The organism is Chelativorans multitrophicus (assembly GCF_011317445.1).
Lineage (GTDB): Bacteria > Pseudomonadota > Alphaproteobacteria > Rhizobiales > Rhizobiaceae > Chelativorans > Chelativorans multitrophicus.
In genome coordinates, this window is sequence record NZ_JAAAPL010000012.1 from 15140 (window position 1) to 32005 (window position 16866).

Here is a 16866-nt window from a genome sequence, read left to right on the forward strand (position 1 = left end):
AGACGCCGCAGCACCGAAATTAATTTCCAGGACCGGGTCCATGAACATTTTTGCCGATTTTTCCGATCGGATCATCAACGCCGTGAAGGCACTGGAGCTGAAGCCGAAGGAAGGCGGAGAGCTCGATCTGTCGCGTGTTGCCGTCGAGCCGCCGCGCGATCCGAGCCATGGCGACATCGCAACCAATGCGGCAATGGTGCTGTCGAAGGCGGTTGGCGAAAATCCGCGCGCCCTTGGAGAGCGGCTTGCTGCTGCCCTGGCCGAGGATCCTGACGTGGCCGAGGCGAGCGTGGCCGGCCCGGGATTCGTCAATTTGAGGCTCGGAAATGGCTTCTGGCATGCGCGGCTCGGCGAGATGCTGCTTCTGGCCGGCGACTACGGGCGCTCGAAAATGGGCAACGGGCACAAGGTCAATGTCGAATATGTCTCGGCCAATCCGACCGGGCCGATGCATGTGGGCCACTGCCGCGGCGCCGTTGTCGGGGATGCGCTTTCCAATCTCCTTGCCTTTGCCGGCTATGATGTGACGCGGGAATACTACATCAACGATGCGGGCGCGCAGATCGACGTGCTCGGGCGTTCCGTCCTCATGCGCTATAGGGAGGCGCTGGGCGAGGATATCGGCCAGATTCCCGAAGGGCTCTATCCCGGCGACTACCTCAAGCCGGTGGGCAAGGCGCTCGCGGATGAATATGGCACCAAGCTTCTGGAAAGGCCGGCCGAAGAAGCGCTGAAAATCGCGAAGGACACGGCGATCGACGCCATGATGGCCATGATCCGCGAGGATCTGGCCGCGCTCAACGTGCACCATGACGTGTTCTTCTCCGAGCGCTCGCTGCACGCCGGCAATGGCGGGACCATCCGCTCGGCGATCAACGACCTGACGCTGAAGGGCCATGTCTACAAAGGCAAGCTGCCGCCGCCCAAGGGCCAGGTTCTCGAGGATTGGGAGGACCGGGAGCAGACGCTCTTCCGGTCCACCGATGTCGGGGATGATATCGACCGGCCCTTGATCAAGTCGGATGGCACATTCACCTATTTCGCCGCCGATGTGGCCTATATGAAGGATAAATATAGCCGGGGTTTTGAGCACCTGATCTATGTGCTGGGCGCGGACCATGGCGGGTATGTGAAGCGCCTGGAGGCGCTCGCCCGGGCCATTTCCGAGGGCAAACTGCATCTGACCGTGCTGCTCTGCCAGCTCGTCAAGCTTTTCCGCAACGGCGAGCCGGTGCGCATGTCCAAGCGGGCCGGTGAATTCGTAACGCTGCGCGACGTGATCGATGAAGTCGGCCGCGATGCGGTGCGCTTCATGATGCTGTACCGGAAGAGCGATGCGCCGCTGGACTTCGATTTCGCGAAGGTGACAGAACAGTCGAAGGATAACCCCGTCTTTTATGTCCAGTATGCTTCCGCCCGCTGTCATTCTGTCTTCCGCCAGGCGAGCGAGCAACTGAACGTCAGAAAATTCGACCGCGAAGCGATGAAGGCGGCCTTGCATCGGCTGGACGATCCAGGTGAAATCGCCTTGATACGCAAGCTTGCCGAGTATCCGAGGCTGATAGAAAGCGCGGCACAGGCGCTGGAGCCGCACAGGCTTGCTTTTTATTTGTATGAACTTGCCAACCAGTTCCATGTGCAATGGAATCGTGGTAGCGAGACAGATCGCTTACGTTTTGTTAAAGTTAACGACCCAGAGTTGACACATGCCAGGCTGGGTCTGGTGCAGGCTGTTTGTGATGTCGTGCGGTCGGGACTGGCGCTCGTAGGAGCAGATGCCCCAGAGGAGATGCGATAATCACAGACAATACTGTCACCTTTTGCCCACATTGCCCTGGTAGGGCCAATAGAAGCGAGACGTGCCGGCGTCCGACCGGGGTGTGGGAAGATGGCTGATAGTTTTTTCAGGAAGAATTCGGAAGCGAACGACCTCCCGCAGGACGATCCTTTCGCTGAACTGACGCGTATCATGGGGCATGATCCCCGCTCCAATGTGCCGCTTCGGCCGACGACGCCGGAAACCGCGGAAGGCCTCGCGCTCGATCTGGAAAACGAGCTGATGGGCAATCTCGGCCAGGTCGAGAGCCCGGATGACAGCCGCTTCCAGGAAGAGGCGAGCGAAGCCGAACTCGTGGACTGGCGTTACAGCCTTTCCGAACCGGTAACGATGGACGAGGAGTTCCAACGCTCGCTCGATGCGCTGCTCGACAGCAGTTTCGACGAGCAGGCCGACGGGAACGCCGTTTCCTTTGACCAGGATACCCCCGTCGAGGAGGAAACTCCGGCCCGCTTTGATGCGCCGGAGCTATCCTCCGAAAGTGCGGAGGGCGAGGACGAAGCGGATGCGGCGGAATCGAGCGTGCCGTTCGATTATGCGAGGGCCGCGGCAGCACGTCCGGATTTTCTCGCGGATGCCAAATTCGAGCCGGTGGAGGAACAAGCTCCCATGCCCTACGCGGCATGGAACAGCGCCCCTTCCTGGGAAGAGATTTCCCATGCGGCGGAAGAGACGAATCCGGCGTTCAATCCGATGCAGCGGGTCGAGGCCGACCACGGCTGGAACGCCGAGGCAGTCCGGCCCGATACCGAAGAAGAGTTTTTTGAGACCGAAGAGCCGGAGACTGCGCCGGTCCGCTACGGCAGTCACCTTCCACCGGAAATCGATACCGTAGAAATCCCCGAGAATGTTGTTTCCGCAGCCGATCAGGTCGACGTTCCGGAGATTTCGTATCGCGAAGAGGCGAAACCCGCATCCGACCTGAACGAGATCGAGGAAATTCTTGCCGGGGCTTTCGGCGAGATTGCCGAGCACCCCGAACAGCAGGCCGACGCACCTCAAGCCGAGGACGACTCGTCCCGCAGCAATTCCGAGGATGACTTCCTCATTGCTGGTTTTGGCGCTGGCGCTGCCGGCGCCGCAGGCGCGGCCGCAGCGGCAGGGTGGCAGCCAACCGCTCCCATTCAGGAATGGAGCAGTCGGTATGAAGATCCGGCGCAGCTGGCGCCCATGCCAGGCGTTCAACCGCCCGCTCCCTCCAGCGGCTTGCGATACAAGCCGCGGCTGATGATGGCAGCGGCAGTCATGGGCGGTGTGGCGATTCTCGGAGGCGTTGCCTTCTTCGCGCTTTCTTCCGGACAGAGCGAAGACCCCGTTCTACTTTCAGCGGAAAACTCTCCTATAAAGGTTCGGCCGGAAAATCCGGGCGGCATCCAGATCCCCAACCAGGAGAATCCCGTCTATAAGCGGGTTGCCGGCGAGCAGGCCGACGCGCCTGCCGAGCAGCCGCGCCTCGTTTCCGCAACCGAGGAGCCTCTTGACCTACCATTGCCGGGTGAGGACGAGTTCGCGGCATTGGAGGAGCCGGCCGAGAGCGCGGCTTCCGGGACGGCTTCCGAAGGCTCACCTCCCGCAGGCGAGGGGCCAGCAGCCAATTCGGAAACGGTCGAGGAGCGGCTGACAAACACGGCCGCGGAAGATCCCGTCGAACGGGAATTGGTCGCGGTGACCCCCCGGCGTGTTCGCACGCTGGTCGTTCGCCCGGACGGCAGCATGACACCGGCCGAGCTGCCGCAGCCTGCGGAAACGGCTTCAGTGCAGGATTCCGGCGCCGCGCCAGCTGCGGGAGCCGCAGTACTTCCGGACGGCGCGCAGGCGCAGAACATCCCTCGGACCGGCCCGATCCCACCTTCGCGGCCGGGCAATATCGCGCCCCAGCAGGTTGCAGCGCCGGCTCCTCAGAGGGAACCCGTACAGCCTGCGGCGCCCGCGCAGCAGCAGCAGGTAGCTGCGCTTGCAAGCCAGCCTGCTCCAAGCTCTTCCGCCGCTGCTTCCGAATGGTCCGTGCAGATCGCTTCCCAGCCCAGCGCGGATGACGCACAGAAATCCTATCAGCAGCTGGCGCAGCGTTACGGCAACGTGCTCCAGGGCAAGGGCGTCAACATCGTGAAGGCGGACATCGAAGGGAAGGGCACTTATTACCGGGTGCGTATCCCGTCCTCCTCGAAGGAAGACGCAATCCAGCTCTGCACACAACTCAAGTCGGCCGGCGGTTCGTGCTTCGTTTCGAAATAGGCTGAAAAGTCAGGGAAATCGCAGGCCGCCGCGGATCACCCCGGCGGCTTGTTCGTTTGGTCCGTCGCCTGGCGCGTTTCGGTGTCGACGGTCCTAATAATCTCGGCCATCACGTCATGAAGGTCGTCCCGATGGCCGTTGCGCGCCGAGGGCTGATCTTCCGCCGAGGTCATGACCGCTGTCAGATCGAGATCAGGCACCACATAGATCATTTGCCCGCCATAGCCCCAGGCATAGTTCACCCGGTGGCCGGCCATGTCTTCAATAAACCAGCCATAGCCATATTGACCGTCATGAAAGACAGACCGCGTGCGCGGCTGCCATGATTTCTCGATCCATTCTTTCGAGAGTACTTGCTGGTCTCCCACCTTGCCGCCGTTGCGGTAGAGCTCGCCGAATGCGAGCATCGATCTGGGCGTCATAGCCATTTGGTTTCCGCCCATATAGATGCCCTGCGGATCACGGTGCCAGCCGGCGATGGCAAAGTCTTCCAACGGTTCAAACCATTCCCTGGCCAGGGCAAGCGTGGATCGCCCGCTCTCCCGCGTGAGGATGGCCGAAAGGAGATGTGTGTTGCCGGTGGAATAGAGCATCCCGGCGCCCGGATCGGCGACGAAGGGTTCCGCAAGCGCGGCACGCACCCAGTCGCCGCTTGCCACCCAGCGGCCGTAATTGGCGCCAGAGGTACGGCTGAGGCCGGCCTGCATGGAGAGCAGGTTGCCGATCGTGATATCGTTCATGCGGGCATCGGGATCTTCTGGCAGTTTATCCCGCAGCAGTGGCGCGATCTTCTGGTCGGGGCCTTCCAGAATCCCCTTGTCGACGGCTATCCCGACCATCGCCGAGATGATCGACTTGGATGCCGACTTTATGTTGGTGGGCTCATCCGTGGCGTTGCCGCGAAAAGCTTCCTCGACGATGATTTCGCCCCTCCGGGCGACGATCAATGTTTCAAGCGGTTCCAGTGCTTCCGCACGCTCAACGATCTCCGCCAGCGACTGCTGGAGCCGTTGCGTTTCGGATGAAGCACCAGATTGCGCCGCCGCAGGCGCAACAGTGGAAAGCGAAAGAACCAGGAGCAGGTGGGCGGAGAGAATCTTTTTCATGGAGACTAAGATAATGGCGCTGTTGGCAATCCCAAGGCAGGACGGAAACAATCCCGCCGGCCGGAGCGGTCAGCAATCTGGTCTCAGCCGTGCCTTGTCACGCGGATCGGGCTATGCTTGCTCCCATGAGCGAATCAAAAGCAATGATCTTTGGCGCCGCCGGAACGCGGCTCACCCCTGAAGAGAAGGCCTTCTACCGTGATGAGCGGCCGTGGGGATTTATCCTTTTTGCCCGCAATGTGGCGGAGGCGTCTCAGCTTCGGGATCTTGTGGCGGAAATGCGCGAATGCGTGGCGCGCGCCGACGCACCCGTCTTTATCGATCAGGAGGGCGGCCGCGTGCAGCGGATTCGCCCGCCTCTTGCGCCCAACTACCCCGATGCAGCGGCGCTCGGCGCGCTTTATGCGGCGGATCGCAAGGCTGGTTTGCGCGCGACCTGGCTGATGTCGCGCCTGCACGCTTTCGATCTTGCAAGCCACGGGATTTCAGCGGACTGCCTGCCGGTGCTGGACGTGCCCGTGCCCGGCGCTCATGATGTGATCGGCAATCGCGCCTATGGCCAAGACCCCGAGACAGTCGCGGTGCTGGGGCGCGCGGCCGCCGACGGATTGCTGGCCGGCGGCATATTGCCGGTGATGAAGCATGTGCCGGGCCATGGCAGGGCGGGGGTGGACAGCCATCTGTCGCTGCCACGGGTCGACGCCTCGCTCGCGGAGTTGCGCGCGCGGGATTTCCTCCCCTTCAAGGCCCTTGCCGACCTGCCGGTGGCGATGACCGCGCATGTGGTCTATGAGGCGGTGGATCCCGAGAACCCGTCGACCACTTCTTCGCGCGTGATCTGCGATATCATCCGCGGTGAAATCGGCTTTAGCGGGCTGCTCATGAGCGATGACGTTTCCATGAAGGCGCTTTCTGGGGATTTCTCAGGCCGGGCGAAGGCAATCCTTGCCGCAGGCTGCGATCTTGTCCTTCATTGCAACGGGGTGATGGAAGAAATGCGAGCCGTTGCCCAAAGCGTGCCGGAATTGCGGGGCAAATCTGCCGAGCGCGCGGCAAAGGCGCTCGGCTGCCTCGCTGCTCCGGACGAAATGGAAGAGGCGGCGGCGCGCGCGGAATTCAATTCGTATTTCGAAGCGATTGCCTGAAAGGCGAGACAAGGAACCAGTTTGGCGGACCAGGGACAAGCGACGGCAAAGACGGGAAAGCCCATCCCCATGGACAAGCTGTGGGCCGAGGAGACAGCCGGACACGGCGTCTCCGAGCCGGTGCTTGCTGTCGATGTGGAAGGTTTCGAAGGTCCGCTCGACCTGCTGCTTCACCTCGCGCGCAACCAGAAGGTCGATCTCGCCCGCATTTCCGTCCTTGCGCTTGCCGAGCAATATCTGCGGTTCATCGACCAGGTGCGCCAGATGCGGCTGGAGCTTGCTGCCGACTATCTCGTGATGGCGGCCTGGCTTGCCTATCTCAAATCGCGGCTCCTGATCCCGAAGCAGCGTACCGATGGCGAACCCACCGGTGAGGAAATGGCAGCTCTCCTGCAATTCCGCTTGAAGCGGCTGGAGGCGATCCGGGATGCCGCTGCGCGGCTCGTAAACCGGAACAGGCTCGGGCGAGACGTTTTCGCGCGCGGCATGCCGGAGCATGTCGTGGTGGAGAAGAAAAACGCCTATACCGCGACCCTCTACGATCTGCTCACCGCCTATGCGGGCCAAAGGCAGCGGCGCGCAATAACCAATGTGCAGATTGCCAAGAGGGGGGTCTGGTCACTCAAGCAGGCGCGAGAGGTTCTCACCCGCCTTATGGGGGACCTTCCGGACTGGACGGCGCTCGACCGCTTTCTCATCCGGTATCTCACCGGGCCGGAGGAGCGGGCAACGGCCATCGCCAGCACCTTTGCCGCCTCGCTGGAGCTGGTCCGCGAGGGAGCGCTGGAAATCAGGCAGCAGGAGCCCTTCGCGCCGATTTACATGCGGCGCGGCACGAAAGGCCTTGAGCAGACTGAGGCAGCTTCATGACCGAATCTTCCAATGTCATTCCGTTCGCCGAGGAGGACGAGCAGGCGCCTTCGCCTGAAGGCGTCGGACCTTCGAGCGTGGCCTTTGCCGAGGCGAAGCGAATGGCCGAGGCCCTGGTCTTCGCCAGCGCGGCTCCGGTTTCATTCAAAAGCCTTTCGGATCGGCTGCCCGACGGGGTGGACATTCGCGCCATCATGGAAGAGCTGAAGGGGGATTACGAAAGACGCGGCGTCAATCTCGTCCGGGTGGAGGATTCGTGGGCATTCCGGACGGCGGGCGATCTTGCGTTCCTGATGAGCCGCGACGCGGTGCAGCAGAAGAAGCTTTCGCGCGCCGCGCTGGAGATGCTTTCCGTGATCGCCTACCATCAGCCGGTAACACGCGCGGAGATCGAGGAGATCCGCGGCGTGGAGACCTCCAAGGGCACGCTCGACCTCTTGCTCGAGACCGGCTGGGTTAGGATGCGAGGCCGCCGGCGCGCGCCGGGGAGGCCGGTAACCTATGGAACGACTCTCGAATTCCTCGATCATTTCGGGCTCGAGGAGTTGCGCGACCTACCCGGTATCGAAGAACTCAAGGGAGCAGGCCTCCTCTCCTCGCGCATGCCGGCCAATTTCTCCGTGCCCCAGCCGCCCTCGGACCCGGACATGCTGAGCGAGGACGAGGACCCGCTGACGGATATCGATCTTGAAGAACTCGGCCTGTTGACACCGCGCGTCGAGGGTGATTGACCGCTGGCCATGAGCCTGGCACCAACGGAAGCGGGAACGCGGCCAGAATGAGCGAAGCCCTGGAAAAGCCAGCGCGGGTTACCGCAGGCGTCACTTTTGCCGCTCGGCTTGCGTTCGAGGCGGTCACGCATCGCTTTGCCGCCGGGCAAACGACGCTCGATCGCGTTTCGCTGGTCGCCGAGCCCGGCGAAGTGCTTTGCCTCCTGGGACCGTCAGGTTCCGGCAAGACAACGCTTCTGCGGATTGCTGCAGGCATCGAGGCGCAGACCTCCGGGCGTGTTCTCCTGAACGACCGCGAAATCGCGGGGCCCGATGTCTTCCTGCCGCCGGAAAAGCGCTCCATCGGCCTGGTCTTCCAGGATTTCGCGCTTTTTCCCCATCTCACCATTCTGGACAATGTGCGTTTCGGGCTGACCGCGCTTTCACGCGAAGAGGCCTCGCGCGAGGCATTGATCGCGCTCCGGCGTGTGGGGCTCGAACGCTATGCGTCGGCATATCCGCATCTTCTTTCAGGGGGCGAGCAGCAACGCGTGGCTTTGGCCAGGGCGCTCGCGCCACGGCCCGCCGTCTTGTTGATGGACGAGCCCTTTTCCGGCCTCGATTCAAGACTAAAGGATACGGTGAGGGCCGAAACGCTCTCGATCCTGCGGCAAAGCCGGGCAACGGCGATCGTCGTCACGCATGATGCGGAAGAGGCGATGCGCATGGGCGACCGCATCGCGCTTTTGAAAGGCGGACGGCTGGTGCAGGTGGGAACGGCGGAGGAGCTTTATCTCAGACCAGCGGATCTTTTCGCGGCGGGCTTCTTCTCGGAGCTCAATCTGTTCGATGCCCGCGTGGCGAATGGCCGGGCCGATACGCCGGTCGGCCAATTTGCCGCACCCGGCCATAAGGAGGGTGACTCCGTGACTGTGGCCATCCGTCTCTCCGGTTTCGACGTGGCCGAAACTGGCGGGGAAATCGAGGGAAGGGTCATTTCACGCCGTTTTCTCGGCGTTGTGGAGCTTTTGGAGCTTGCCGTTCCAGGGGCGGAAGAGCATGTGCTGGCACGGGTGAGGGCAGGGCAGCTTCCGCCCGGTGTCCGCGACGTCTGGATGAATGTGCGCCGAAGCGACGTACTAGTGTTTGAAACGCGACGAAAAAGCGCATAAATCAGGTAACGAACCTCTAAACGTAAAGAGATCTGTCATGGGTTCCTTCTCAATCTGGCACTGGCTCATCGTCCTGGTGGTGGTGCTGCTTCTTTTCGGCCGCGGCAAAATCCCCGAACTGATGGGCGACATGGCCAAGGGCATCAAGAATTTCCGCAAGGGAATGACTGACGAGGCCGAGGAGGCCAAGACTGTCGAGCACCGCACTGATGAGCCCGTGGGCGAGGTGAAGCAGAAGGCCAGCAAATCCTAGGCCCTTCCCGCACCTCTTCGGAAATTTAGGCGATGCTCGATCTCGGCTGGTCCGAAATACTTGTTATTGCGGTCGTGCTGATCGTGGTTGTCGGGCCGAAAGACCTGCCGCGTGTCCTGCGCAGCTTCGGCCGGACGACGGCCAAGATGAGGGCGATGGCGGGAGACTTCCGACGCCAGTTCGACGAGGCTCTGCGGGAAGCGGAGCTCGACGACATGAAGGGGCTCGTCGACGATGTAAGAAAGCTGGATCCCCGGTCGGAGATCAGAAAGCATCTGAGCCCGCTGGAGGAAGCCGGAAAAGAGATACGCAGCGGACTTAGCGAGGCGGCCAAGGCAAAACCCGCCGCCTCAAGCCTGCCCGCGGCGGACAGCAAGCCGGCCGAGCCGCTGAAAAATGGCGCTACCTCCCTTGGGCCCGAGGCTCCGCCTCCGGTCACGGGGGAGACGGCAGCTCCCAAGGTCTCCGAGAAAGCCGAAGTGGGAGCGGTCGCGGCAAGCCCAGGCACGAGCGCCAAGCAAGCAGCACCGAAAGCCAAAGCTGCAGCCGCCGCGAAAGCTCCCACCAAGAACACCGCATCCGCACCGGCCAAGAAGCCTTCCCCGCGTAGGAAAAAGACAGCAGGAACCGCTCCGTGAGTGTCAAGGACAACGAGGACGAGGTGGAAAAATCCTCGGCGCCGCTGATCGAACACCTCATCGAGCTGCGTTCACGGCTGGTTTGGGCAGTCGGCGCGTTCTTCGTCGCCTTTCTCGTCTGCTTCTTTTTCGCCCGCGAGATCTTCAACCTGCTGGTGATCCCGTTCCAATGGGCCACCCGTTGGGCGGGCCTCAACTCCGAGCAGGTGGACCTCATCTACACCGCGCCGCAGGAGTTCTTCTTCACGCAGATCAAGCTGGCGATGTTCGGCGGGCTGGTGCTCGCTTTTCCGATGATCGCCACTCAGATCTATAAATTCGTGGCGCCGGGGCTATACCGCAATGAGCGGAAAGCGTTCCTGCCCTTTCTGGTCGCCTCGCCGATCCTGTTCCTGATCGGCGCCGCGCTCGTCTATTTCTTCTTCACGCCCATGGTGATGTGGTTCTTCCTGTCCATGCAGCAGGTGGGGCCGGACAATGAGGTCCAGATTTCGCTTCTGCCGCGCGTCTCCGAATATCTCGGTCTGGTGATGACGCTGATCCTCTCATTCGGCCTGGTGTTCCAGTTGCCCGTGGTCACGACGCTCATGGCGCGTGTGGGACTGCTTTCCTCGCAGGCGCTCGCCGACAAGCGCAAGATGGCGATCGTTATCGCTTTCGTGGTTGCAGCGGTTCTGACCCCGCCCGATCCGATCAGCCAGATCGGTCTTGCGCTTCCGACCATCCTTCTCTACGAGGTCTCAATCTGGAGCGCCCGGATGGTGGAGCGCAAGCGCGAGGAAGAAAGGCTGGCAGCCGAAGCCGCGCAGGCGGCGGAGGAAAACGCCCCAGCGGATGCCGGAACGAGCGCAGGCTCGGCCTGATCCCCTCGGCTTGATCTTCTTCCGGGTGGCCCGCAGGCTCAACCGACACCCGGAATTGGAACATGCTCGACATCAGATGGATTCGCGAGAATGCAGACGCCCTCGTTCTCGCGCTGAGGAAGCGTGGGCAGGAAGAGGCTGCGGCGCGATCCACGGTCGAGGAGGCGATCGCCGCCGATGAGGCGCGCCGAACCCATCTGACGAAACTCCAGGAGGCGCAGGAGCAACGGAACGCCGCCTCCAAGGAGATTGGCAAGGCCTTGGCCGCCGGCGACAAGGAAAAGGCAGAACGGCTCAAGGCCGAGGTGGCCGAGCTCAAGGGCTTCATCCAGGACGGCGAGGCGCAGGAACGCGCGCTGGACAACAGGTTGCGCGATCTCCTCGCGCGAATCCCGAACATTCCGCTGGACGACGTGCCGGTGGGCGCGGACGAGAACGATAATGTGGAGATCCGCAGGGTAGGAGAGGCGAGGCAGCCTAATTGGGCGAAAGAGCATTTCGAAATCGGCGAGGCGCTCGGCCTCATGGATTTCGAACGTGCAGCGAAGCTTTCAGGGGCTCGCTTCACCGTACTAACCGGTACGCTCGCCCGCCTCGAACGCGCGCTCGGCCAGTTCATGCTCGACCTGCATACGACGGAGCACGGCTATACGGAGGTGCAGCCGCCGCTTCTGGTGCGCGATGAGGCGCTGTTCGGAACGGGACAGCTGCCGAAGTTTGACGAGGATTTGTTCCGCACCACCGATGGGCGCTGGATGATCCCAACCGCCGAAGTCCCGCTCACCAATCTCGTGCGCGAGGAAATCCTCGACGGCGAAAAGCTGCCGCTGCGCTACACCGCGCTGACGCCGTGCTTCCGCTCGGAAGCGGGTTCGGCCGGGCGCGACACGCGTGGCATGCTGCGCCAGCACCAGTTCTACAAGGTCGAGCTGGTGTCGATCACCGACGCCGAAAGCGCGCTTGCCGAGCATGAGCGCATGACGGCCTGTGCGGAGGAAGTGCTCAAACGGCTCGGACTGCCTTTCCGCACCGTTGTGCTGTGCACCGGGGACATGGGTTTCGGCGCGCAGAAGACCTACGACATCGAGGTTTGGCTGCCGGGCCAGAAGACCTATCGCGAGATTTCATCCTGCTCGGTCTGCGGCGACTTCCAGGCGCGGCGCATGAATGCGCGCTACCGCGCGGCCGGAGACAAGCAAGCCCGGTTCGTCCATACGTTGAACGGCTCGGGCGTTGCCGTCGGCCGTGCACTCATCGCCGTCATGGAGAATTATCAGAACGAGGACGGGAGCATTAGTATTCCCGAAATCCTGCAACCCTATATGGGAGGCCTGAAGAAGATCGAAGCAAGGGGCTGACGTGCGAATCCTGCTTACCAATGACGACGGCATCCACGCCGAGGGTCTTGCAGTCCTGGAGCGGGTCGCAAGGACGCTTTCGGACGATGTGTGGGTGGTCGCGCCGGAAACGGACCAGTCCGGCTTCGCGCATTCCCTGTCGCTTTCCGAGCCGCTTCGCATGCGCAAGATCGACGATCGGCATTATGCGCTGCGGGGCACGCCGACCGACTGCGTGATCATGGGGGTGAGGAAGGTGATGGACCGGCCCCCGGATCTCATTCTTTCCGGGGTCAACAGCGGCACCAATCTTGCCGACGACGTGACTTATTCCGGCACCGTGGCCGGTGCGATGGAAGGCACTTTGCTCGGCATCCGCTCCATCGCTTTTAGCCTCGGCTATTCCTTCGTGGAAGACATTCGGGTCGTTCAGTGGGAAACGGCGGAGGTGCTCGGGCCGGCGCTTTTGAAAAAGCTTGTCGGGGCAAGTTTGCCGCAGGGCGTCTTCCTCAACGTCAATTTCCCGCGCTGCACACCCGAGGCGGTGAAGGGAACGCTTGTAACCTCCCAAGGGAAACTGGTGCACGGGCTGTCTGTCGAGGAACGCCGGGACGGACGCGGTTTTCCCTATTACTGGCTGCGTTTCGGCCGACAGGAATCCGAAATTCGAGCGGGGACCGATCAGGCGGCCATACGGGATGGCTATGTCTCCGTCACGCCGCTCCATCTCGACCTTACCGCGCATGCGGTGCGCGACCGGCTGGCGAAGGCGCTTGCATGACGGTCGGCGAGGCGGAACGGGAGGGCTTTGCCGCTTTCATTCTGCGCATGCGCGCGCGGGGCATCGATTCCAAGGCGCTTTTCTCCGCCATGGAGGCCACACCGCGGGCCAGTTTCGTGCCCGCCGAATGGAAAAACTGGGTCTGGTCCAACCGCACCCTTCCGATCGAATGCGGAGAAAGCTTCGAGCCGTGCGATCTGCAAGGCGCTGTGCTGCACGCGCTTGATCTCAAGCCGGGCCTGCGCGTTCTCGAGATCGGAACCGGCACGGGCTATACCTCCGCCATCATCGCGCGCATCGCCGAACGTGTATTGACGCTCGACCGATACAAGACGCTCTGCAAACAGGCCCAGCAGCGCCACGAGGCATGCGGCCTTTCCAATATTCTTGTTCGCCAGGCAGATGGAGCTGATGGCGCGGCGGATGGTCCCTTCGACAGAATCGTCGTCTGGGCAGCCTTCGAAGAGCTTCCAAGGCGGTTCGTGGACCTGCTCGCAAGCGGCGGGATCATGGTTGCGCCTCTGGGCCCCGGCGATGATGTGCAGATAATGGCCAGGTTTACTAAGATCGGCAGCAGATTCGAGCGCGTTGATCTGGAGTTCGTGCGCCTGCAGCCTTTGATCAGGGGCATTGCGCAGGCCCTCTGAGCCCGTTTGAGAAGAGTCTCGTGTGAAATTTTCGAAGCTTAACGGCCCGGTAAGATTAACGCGCTTTAATCGGACTGGGTCAACGGGATTGCGCGGATAGCCTTATGCCTAAGGGAATTATGCCAAAGTACAAGACATCGCTTGCGAGAGGTGCGGCGATTTTCTTGGTCGGATCTCTGGCGGCGGGTTGCAGCGTTGCGAATCTGACTGACGGATTGACGACGAATTCCACCGCGCCGGTAGGGATGGCGCAAGCGAATCAGCCCTATCCCGGAGAGAACCGCATCGTCCGCCCGAAGGCGGACATCGGAGGAGGGGGCATATTGCAGCCGTCATCGGAAGTCTCGTCGCTTCCAGCCCCTGCTGCAACCCCAGCCTACGGGGTTCCAGTTTATACCGCGCCGCGTTCCTCTTCGGTTTCCTCAGCTCCGCTCCCACCTCCTGGAGCGGCCCAGTCCTCGGCAAGCCCGGTGACGGCAGTGCCCGTTGAGCAGCCGCGCCAGGTCGCCGCGGCGCCGCAAGCTCCCCAGCCAAGCCGAACGCGAGCCAGCGAGCCGAGCGCCGGTGGCAGTTACAGGGTGGATTCAGGCGACACGCTTTACGGGATCGCCCGCAAGACCGGCGTGAGCGTAAGCCAGTTGAAGGAAGCAAACGGCCTTTCGGACGGCGCGATCAGAATCGGCCAGAATCTGGTCATCCCTGGGAGCGGGGCCGCTGTCTCCGCCTCGGCTCCCGCACAGCAACCGCAGCCGGTGAGGACCGTCAGCGCGCCCAGCGCCAAACCGGCGCAGCCGGCCGCCCCGAAGCCGGCAGCCGTGGCCGCCGCGCCCCAGCCTGAGCCGGCGGTGGTTGCAGCCGCGCCGAAGCCTGAAGCACAGGACGAGCCGAGGGTTACGGCATACACGCCGCCCACTGAATCGAAAACCAAGGCCATCGAGGCGGTCGAACAGACGCAAGTTGCGGCATTGCCGCCAGAATCGACCGGCGTCGGCCGGCTGCGCTGGCCCGCACAGGGCCGGGTCATCGCCGGTTTTGGCAGCAGCGGCGGCAAGAAAAGCGATGGCATCGACATCGCTGTTCCCGAAGGCACGGCGGTGCACGCGGCGGAAAACGGTGTCGTCATTTATGCCGGCGACGGTCTGAAGGGTTTCGGCAACACCGTGCTTGTTCGCCATGAGGACGGCCTCGTCACCGTCTATGGCCACGCCTCGGAACTGAAGGTCAAGCGAGGCGACCAGGTTCGCCGCGGCCAGGAGATCGCACGCTCCGGCATGACGGGTGACGCTGATCGCCCCAAGCTGCACTTCGAGGTGCGCAAGGGCACCAGCCCTGTCGATCCGATGACTTATTTGAGATGAGAACAGTGTCGGCCAAACCTGCGTCCCTCAAAGGACGCGGGTAGCGCCGCGCTCAATCCTTCAAGGTCCGCCCCAGGCGGCCTGCAATATCCTGAATGAACTGCCATGCAACCCGCCCTGACCGGCTGCCGCGGGTGGTCGCCCATTCCAGCGCTTCCGCGCGCAGCGCCTCTGCGTCCACCGGCAGATCGTGATAGCGCGCATAGCCCTCGATCATTTCCAGATATTCGTCTTGCGAGCATTTGTGGAAACCTAGCCACAAGCCGAACCGATCCGACAGGGACACTTTTTCCTCGACCGCTTCCGACGGGTTGATGGCGGTGGAGCGCTCGTTCTCGATCATGTCACGCGGCAGAAGGTGTCGGCGGTTCGACGTCGCATAGAGGATGACATTGTCCGGCCTGCCTTCCACGCCGCCCTCAAGCGCAGCTTTGAGCGACTTATAGGAGGTGTCGTCGTGGTCAAAGGAAAGGTCGTCACAAAAAAGGATAAAGCGGTAGGGCGCCTCCCGCAGCAGAACCATGAGTCTGGGCAGGCTTTCGATGTCCTCCCGGTGGATTTCCACCAGCTTCAGCCGGCCCTCGCCGGCCGGCTGATCCCGGTTGATCTGGGCGTGCGCCGCCTTGACGAGCGAGGATTTGCCCATGCCCCGCGATCCCCACAAAAGGGCATTGTTGGCCGGCAGGCCAGCGGCGAAGCGGCGTGTGTTGTCGAGCAGGATATCGCGCACACGGTCCACCCCTTTGATCAGGCCGATGTCGACCCGGTTCACACGCTGCACCGGAAGCAAAGTTCCGGTCTCTGCCTGCCAGACAAAGCAATCGGCATCCGTGAAACGAGGGGCAGGGGCGGGCGAGGGGGCAAGCCGCGAGACGACCTCGATCAAGCGATCAAGCTTTTCGCTCAGCGTTTGCAAGGCTTTCTCTGTCATGCGGTCCATTCCTGACAATACAGTACCGTACGGTACGGTTCTGTCACAGGACAGGGATTATAACAAGTCTCAAAGGGTCGAAATGGTACTCTCCAACTCTAATGCAATGACATTCGCCGATTCGATGAACGGGGGCCTTCGGGACTGCCAATGCCGCCCTTGGCGCTTCGGACGAAACCGCAATAGAGATGAGACGGGGGCCTGGTCGTCACTCTTCAATTTTGACGCTGAACCGGAATTCGCCTTGGTCATAGGGCTGGACGGGGCCATTGCAGCTCCAGGCGATCCGGCCCTTGTAGCCGGGGGTCCCGTTGCTGGGTGGCTCATCGACCTGGCAGGGCGCGCCGCTGGGCGAGCGGAACACGCTGACCGGCGGGGAAAGGCTCGTGAAGCTGGGGGTGGCGTCCTCCACCTTCACGTCCGTCACGACAGCGCCGGCGGGATTGGTGAAGATGATCTGATATTCCAGGATGTCTCCCGGTGAGCCGTTGCTTGTCTCAAGCCAGGGGGCGTTCGGGCCGTCGGCGGTGATGTTGCGGACCCGCTTGGTGAGCGCGAGCTTGCCCGAACTGCTGACTTTCACCGTGTCGTGGTTCACGGCCGGGTTGAGGCTGGCCAGGGTGCTGCCGACAAGGATTGTCGTGGCGGTAAGGTCGTATCGCAGTTCCGCGCCGGCGGGCGCGGCGTCGCTTGCAAAGACACGCACGATGACGCAGACCGAGACGCCCGCGGTGACGGCATAATCGGCCGGAGGAGGACCGCCCAGCGTGCCGTCGCAATTGGGGTCGAAGTGGAGCGTGGGGTCAAAGAGCGAAGCGTCCGGCGTGCCGATGATGTTGGCCAGCCCGAAGTTCACCTCGCTGACGGTGGTGGCCCAGTATTTGTGCTTGATCAACACCGCCTGCCCCGGCAGCACCACTTCGTCCGTGTCCTCGAGCAGGGAGGGCAGCGCGATCATGCCGAAGGTGACGCCGGTATAGTTC

At 62.4% G+C, this 16866-nt stretch carries 15 protein-coding genes and 1 pseudogene; 13 read left to right on the top strand and 3 right to left on the bottom strand.

What is annotated here, in order from left to right; all coding sequences use genetic code 11:
• Positions 1–40 precede the first annotated feature (40 nt).
• Positions 41–1798, top strand: coding sequence for an arginine--tRNA ligase (gene argS, locus GNP00_RS22755; protein ID WP_011581150.1), 1758 nt, complete (start codon positions 41–43; stop codon positions 1796–1798).
• 90 nt (positions 1799–1888) lie between these two features.
• The gene (locus tag GNP00_RS22760) at positions 1889–4072 is read left to right on the top strand and encodes an SPOR domain-containing protein (RefSeq protein ID WP_011581149.1); all 2184 of its coding nucleotides are present in this window, start codon (positions 1889–1891) and stop codon (positions 4070–4072) included.
• Between the two features lie 35 nt (positions 4073–4107).
• Here GNP00_RS22760 and GNP00_RS22765 read toward each other — a convergent pair whose 3' ends face one another.
• On the bottom strand, positions 4108–5178 hold the full coding sequence (locus GNP00_RS22765) for a serine hydrolase domain-containing protein (RefSeq protein WP_011581148.1): 1071 nt from the start codon (positions 5176–5178) through the stop codon (positions 4108–4110).
• 125 nt (positions 5179–5303) lie between these two features.
• Between GNP00_RS22765 and nagZ the strand changes: the two genes are divergently transcribed.
• The 11 genes from nagZ (at position 5304) to GNP00_RS22820 (ending at position 14952) form a co-directional block, all read left to right on the top strand.
• Positions 5304–6323, top strand: coding sequence for a beta-N-acetylhexosaminidase (gene nagZ, locus GNP00_RS22770; RefSeq protein ID WP_041545385.1), 1020 nt, complete (start codon positions 5304–5306; stop codon positions 6321–6323).
• Between the two features lie 69 nt (positions 6324–6392).
• Positions 6393–7193 (top strand): segregation and condensation protein A, encoded by an 801-nt coding sequence (locus GNP00_RS22775; protein ID WP_011581146.1) that lies wholly within the window; start codon positions 6393–6395, stop codon positions 7191–7193.
• Positions 7190–7924, top strand: coding sequence for an SMC-Scp complex subunit ScpB (gene scpB / locus GNP00_RS22780; protein ID WP_011581145.1), 735 nt, complete (start codon positions 7190–7192; stop codon positions 7922–7924). The genes GNP00_RS22775 and scpB overlap by 4 nt, the downstream gene beginning before the upstream one ends.
• 47 nt (positions 7925–7971) lie before the next feature.
• On the top strand, positions 7972–9075 hold the full coding sequence (locus GNP00_RS22785; protein WP_011581144.1) for an ABC transporter ATP-binding protein: 1104 nt from the start codon (positions 7972–7974) through the stop codon (positions 9073–9075).
• Positions 9076–9112: 37 nt separating this feature from the next.
• Positions 9113–9328 carry a twin-arginine translocase TatA/TatE family subunit gene (locus GNP00_RS22790; RefSeq protein WP_011581143.1) on the top strand — a complete coding sequence of 72 codons (216 nt, stop codon included), beginning with the start codon at positions 9113–9115 and terminating at the stop codon, positions 9326–9328.
• A gap of 32 nt (positions 9329–9360) precedes the next feature.
• Positions 9361–9966 (top strand): Sec-independent protein translocase protein TatB, encoded by a 606-nt coding sequence (gene tatB, locus GNP00_RS22795; RefSeq protein WP_011581142.1) that lies wholly within the window; start codon positions 9361–9363, stop codon positions 9964–9966.
• Positions 9963–10829: a twin-arginine translocase subunit TatC gene (tatC, locus tag GNP00_RS22800; protein ID WP_011581141.1), complete on the top strand. Its 867-nt coding sequence runs from the start codon at positions 9963–9965 to the stop codon at positions 10827–10829. The genes tatB and tatC overlap by 4 nt, the downstream gene beginning before the upstream one ends.
• A 62-nt stretch (positions 10830–10891) precedes the next feature.
• Positions 10892–12187 (top strand): serine--tRNA ligase, encoded by a 1296-nt coding sequence (gene serS / locus GNP00_RS22805; protein ID WP_011581140.1) that lies wholly within the window; start codon positions 10892–10894, stop codon positions 12185–12187.
• Position 12188: 1 nt separating this feature from the next.
• A complete protein-coding gene (gene surE / locus GNP00_RS22810; RefSeq protein ID WP_011581139.1) occupies positions 12189–12947 on the top strand; it encodes a 5'/3'-nucleotidase SurE in 759 nt (252 codons plus the stop codon).
• The gene (locus tag GNP00_RS22815; protein WP_011581138.1) at positions 12944–13594 is read left to right on the top strand and encodes a protein-L-isoaspartate(D-aspartate) O-methyltransferase; all 651 of its coding nucleotides are present in this window, start codon (positions 12944–12946) and stop codon (positions 13592–13594) included. Before surE ends, GNP00_RS22815 begins: the two co-directional genes overlap by 4 nt.
• Positions 13595–13698: 104 nt before the next feature.
• A complete protein-coding gene (locus GNP00_RS22820; protein ID WP_083764446.1) occupies positions 13699–14952 on the top strand; it encodes a M23 family metallopeptidase in 1254 nt (417 codons plus the stop codon).
• Between the two features lie 52 nt (positions 14953–15004).
• Here the strand turns inward: GNP00_RS22820 and GNP00_RS22825 are convergent, their stop codons facing one another.
• Entirely contained in the window at positions 15005–15883 is an 879-nt protein-coding gene (locus tag GNP00_RS22825) for an ATP-binding protein (protein WP_011581136.1), read from the bottom strand.
• Positions 15884–16091: 208 nt separating this feature from the next.
• Positions 16092–16866, bottom strand: a pseudogene (locus tag GNP00_RS22830) (prealbumin-like fold domain-containing protein); the annotation flags it as partial.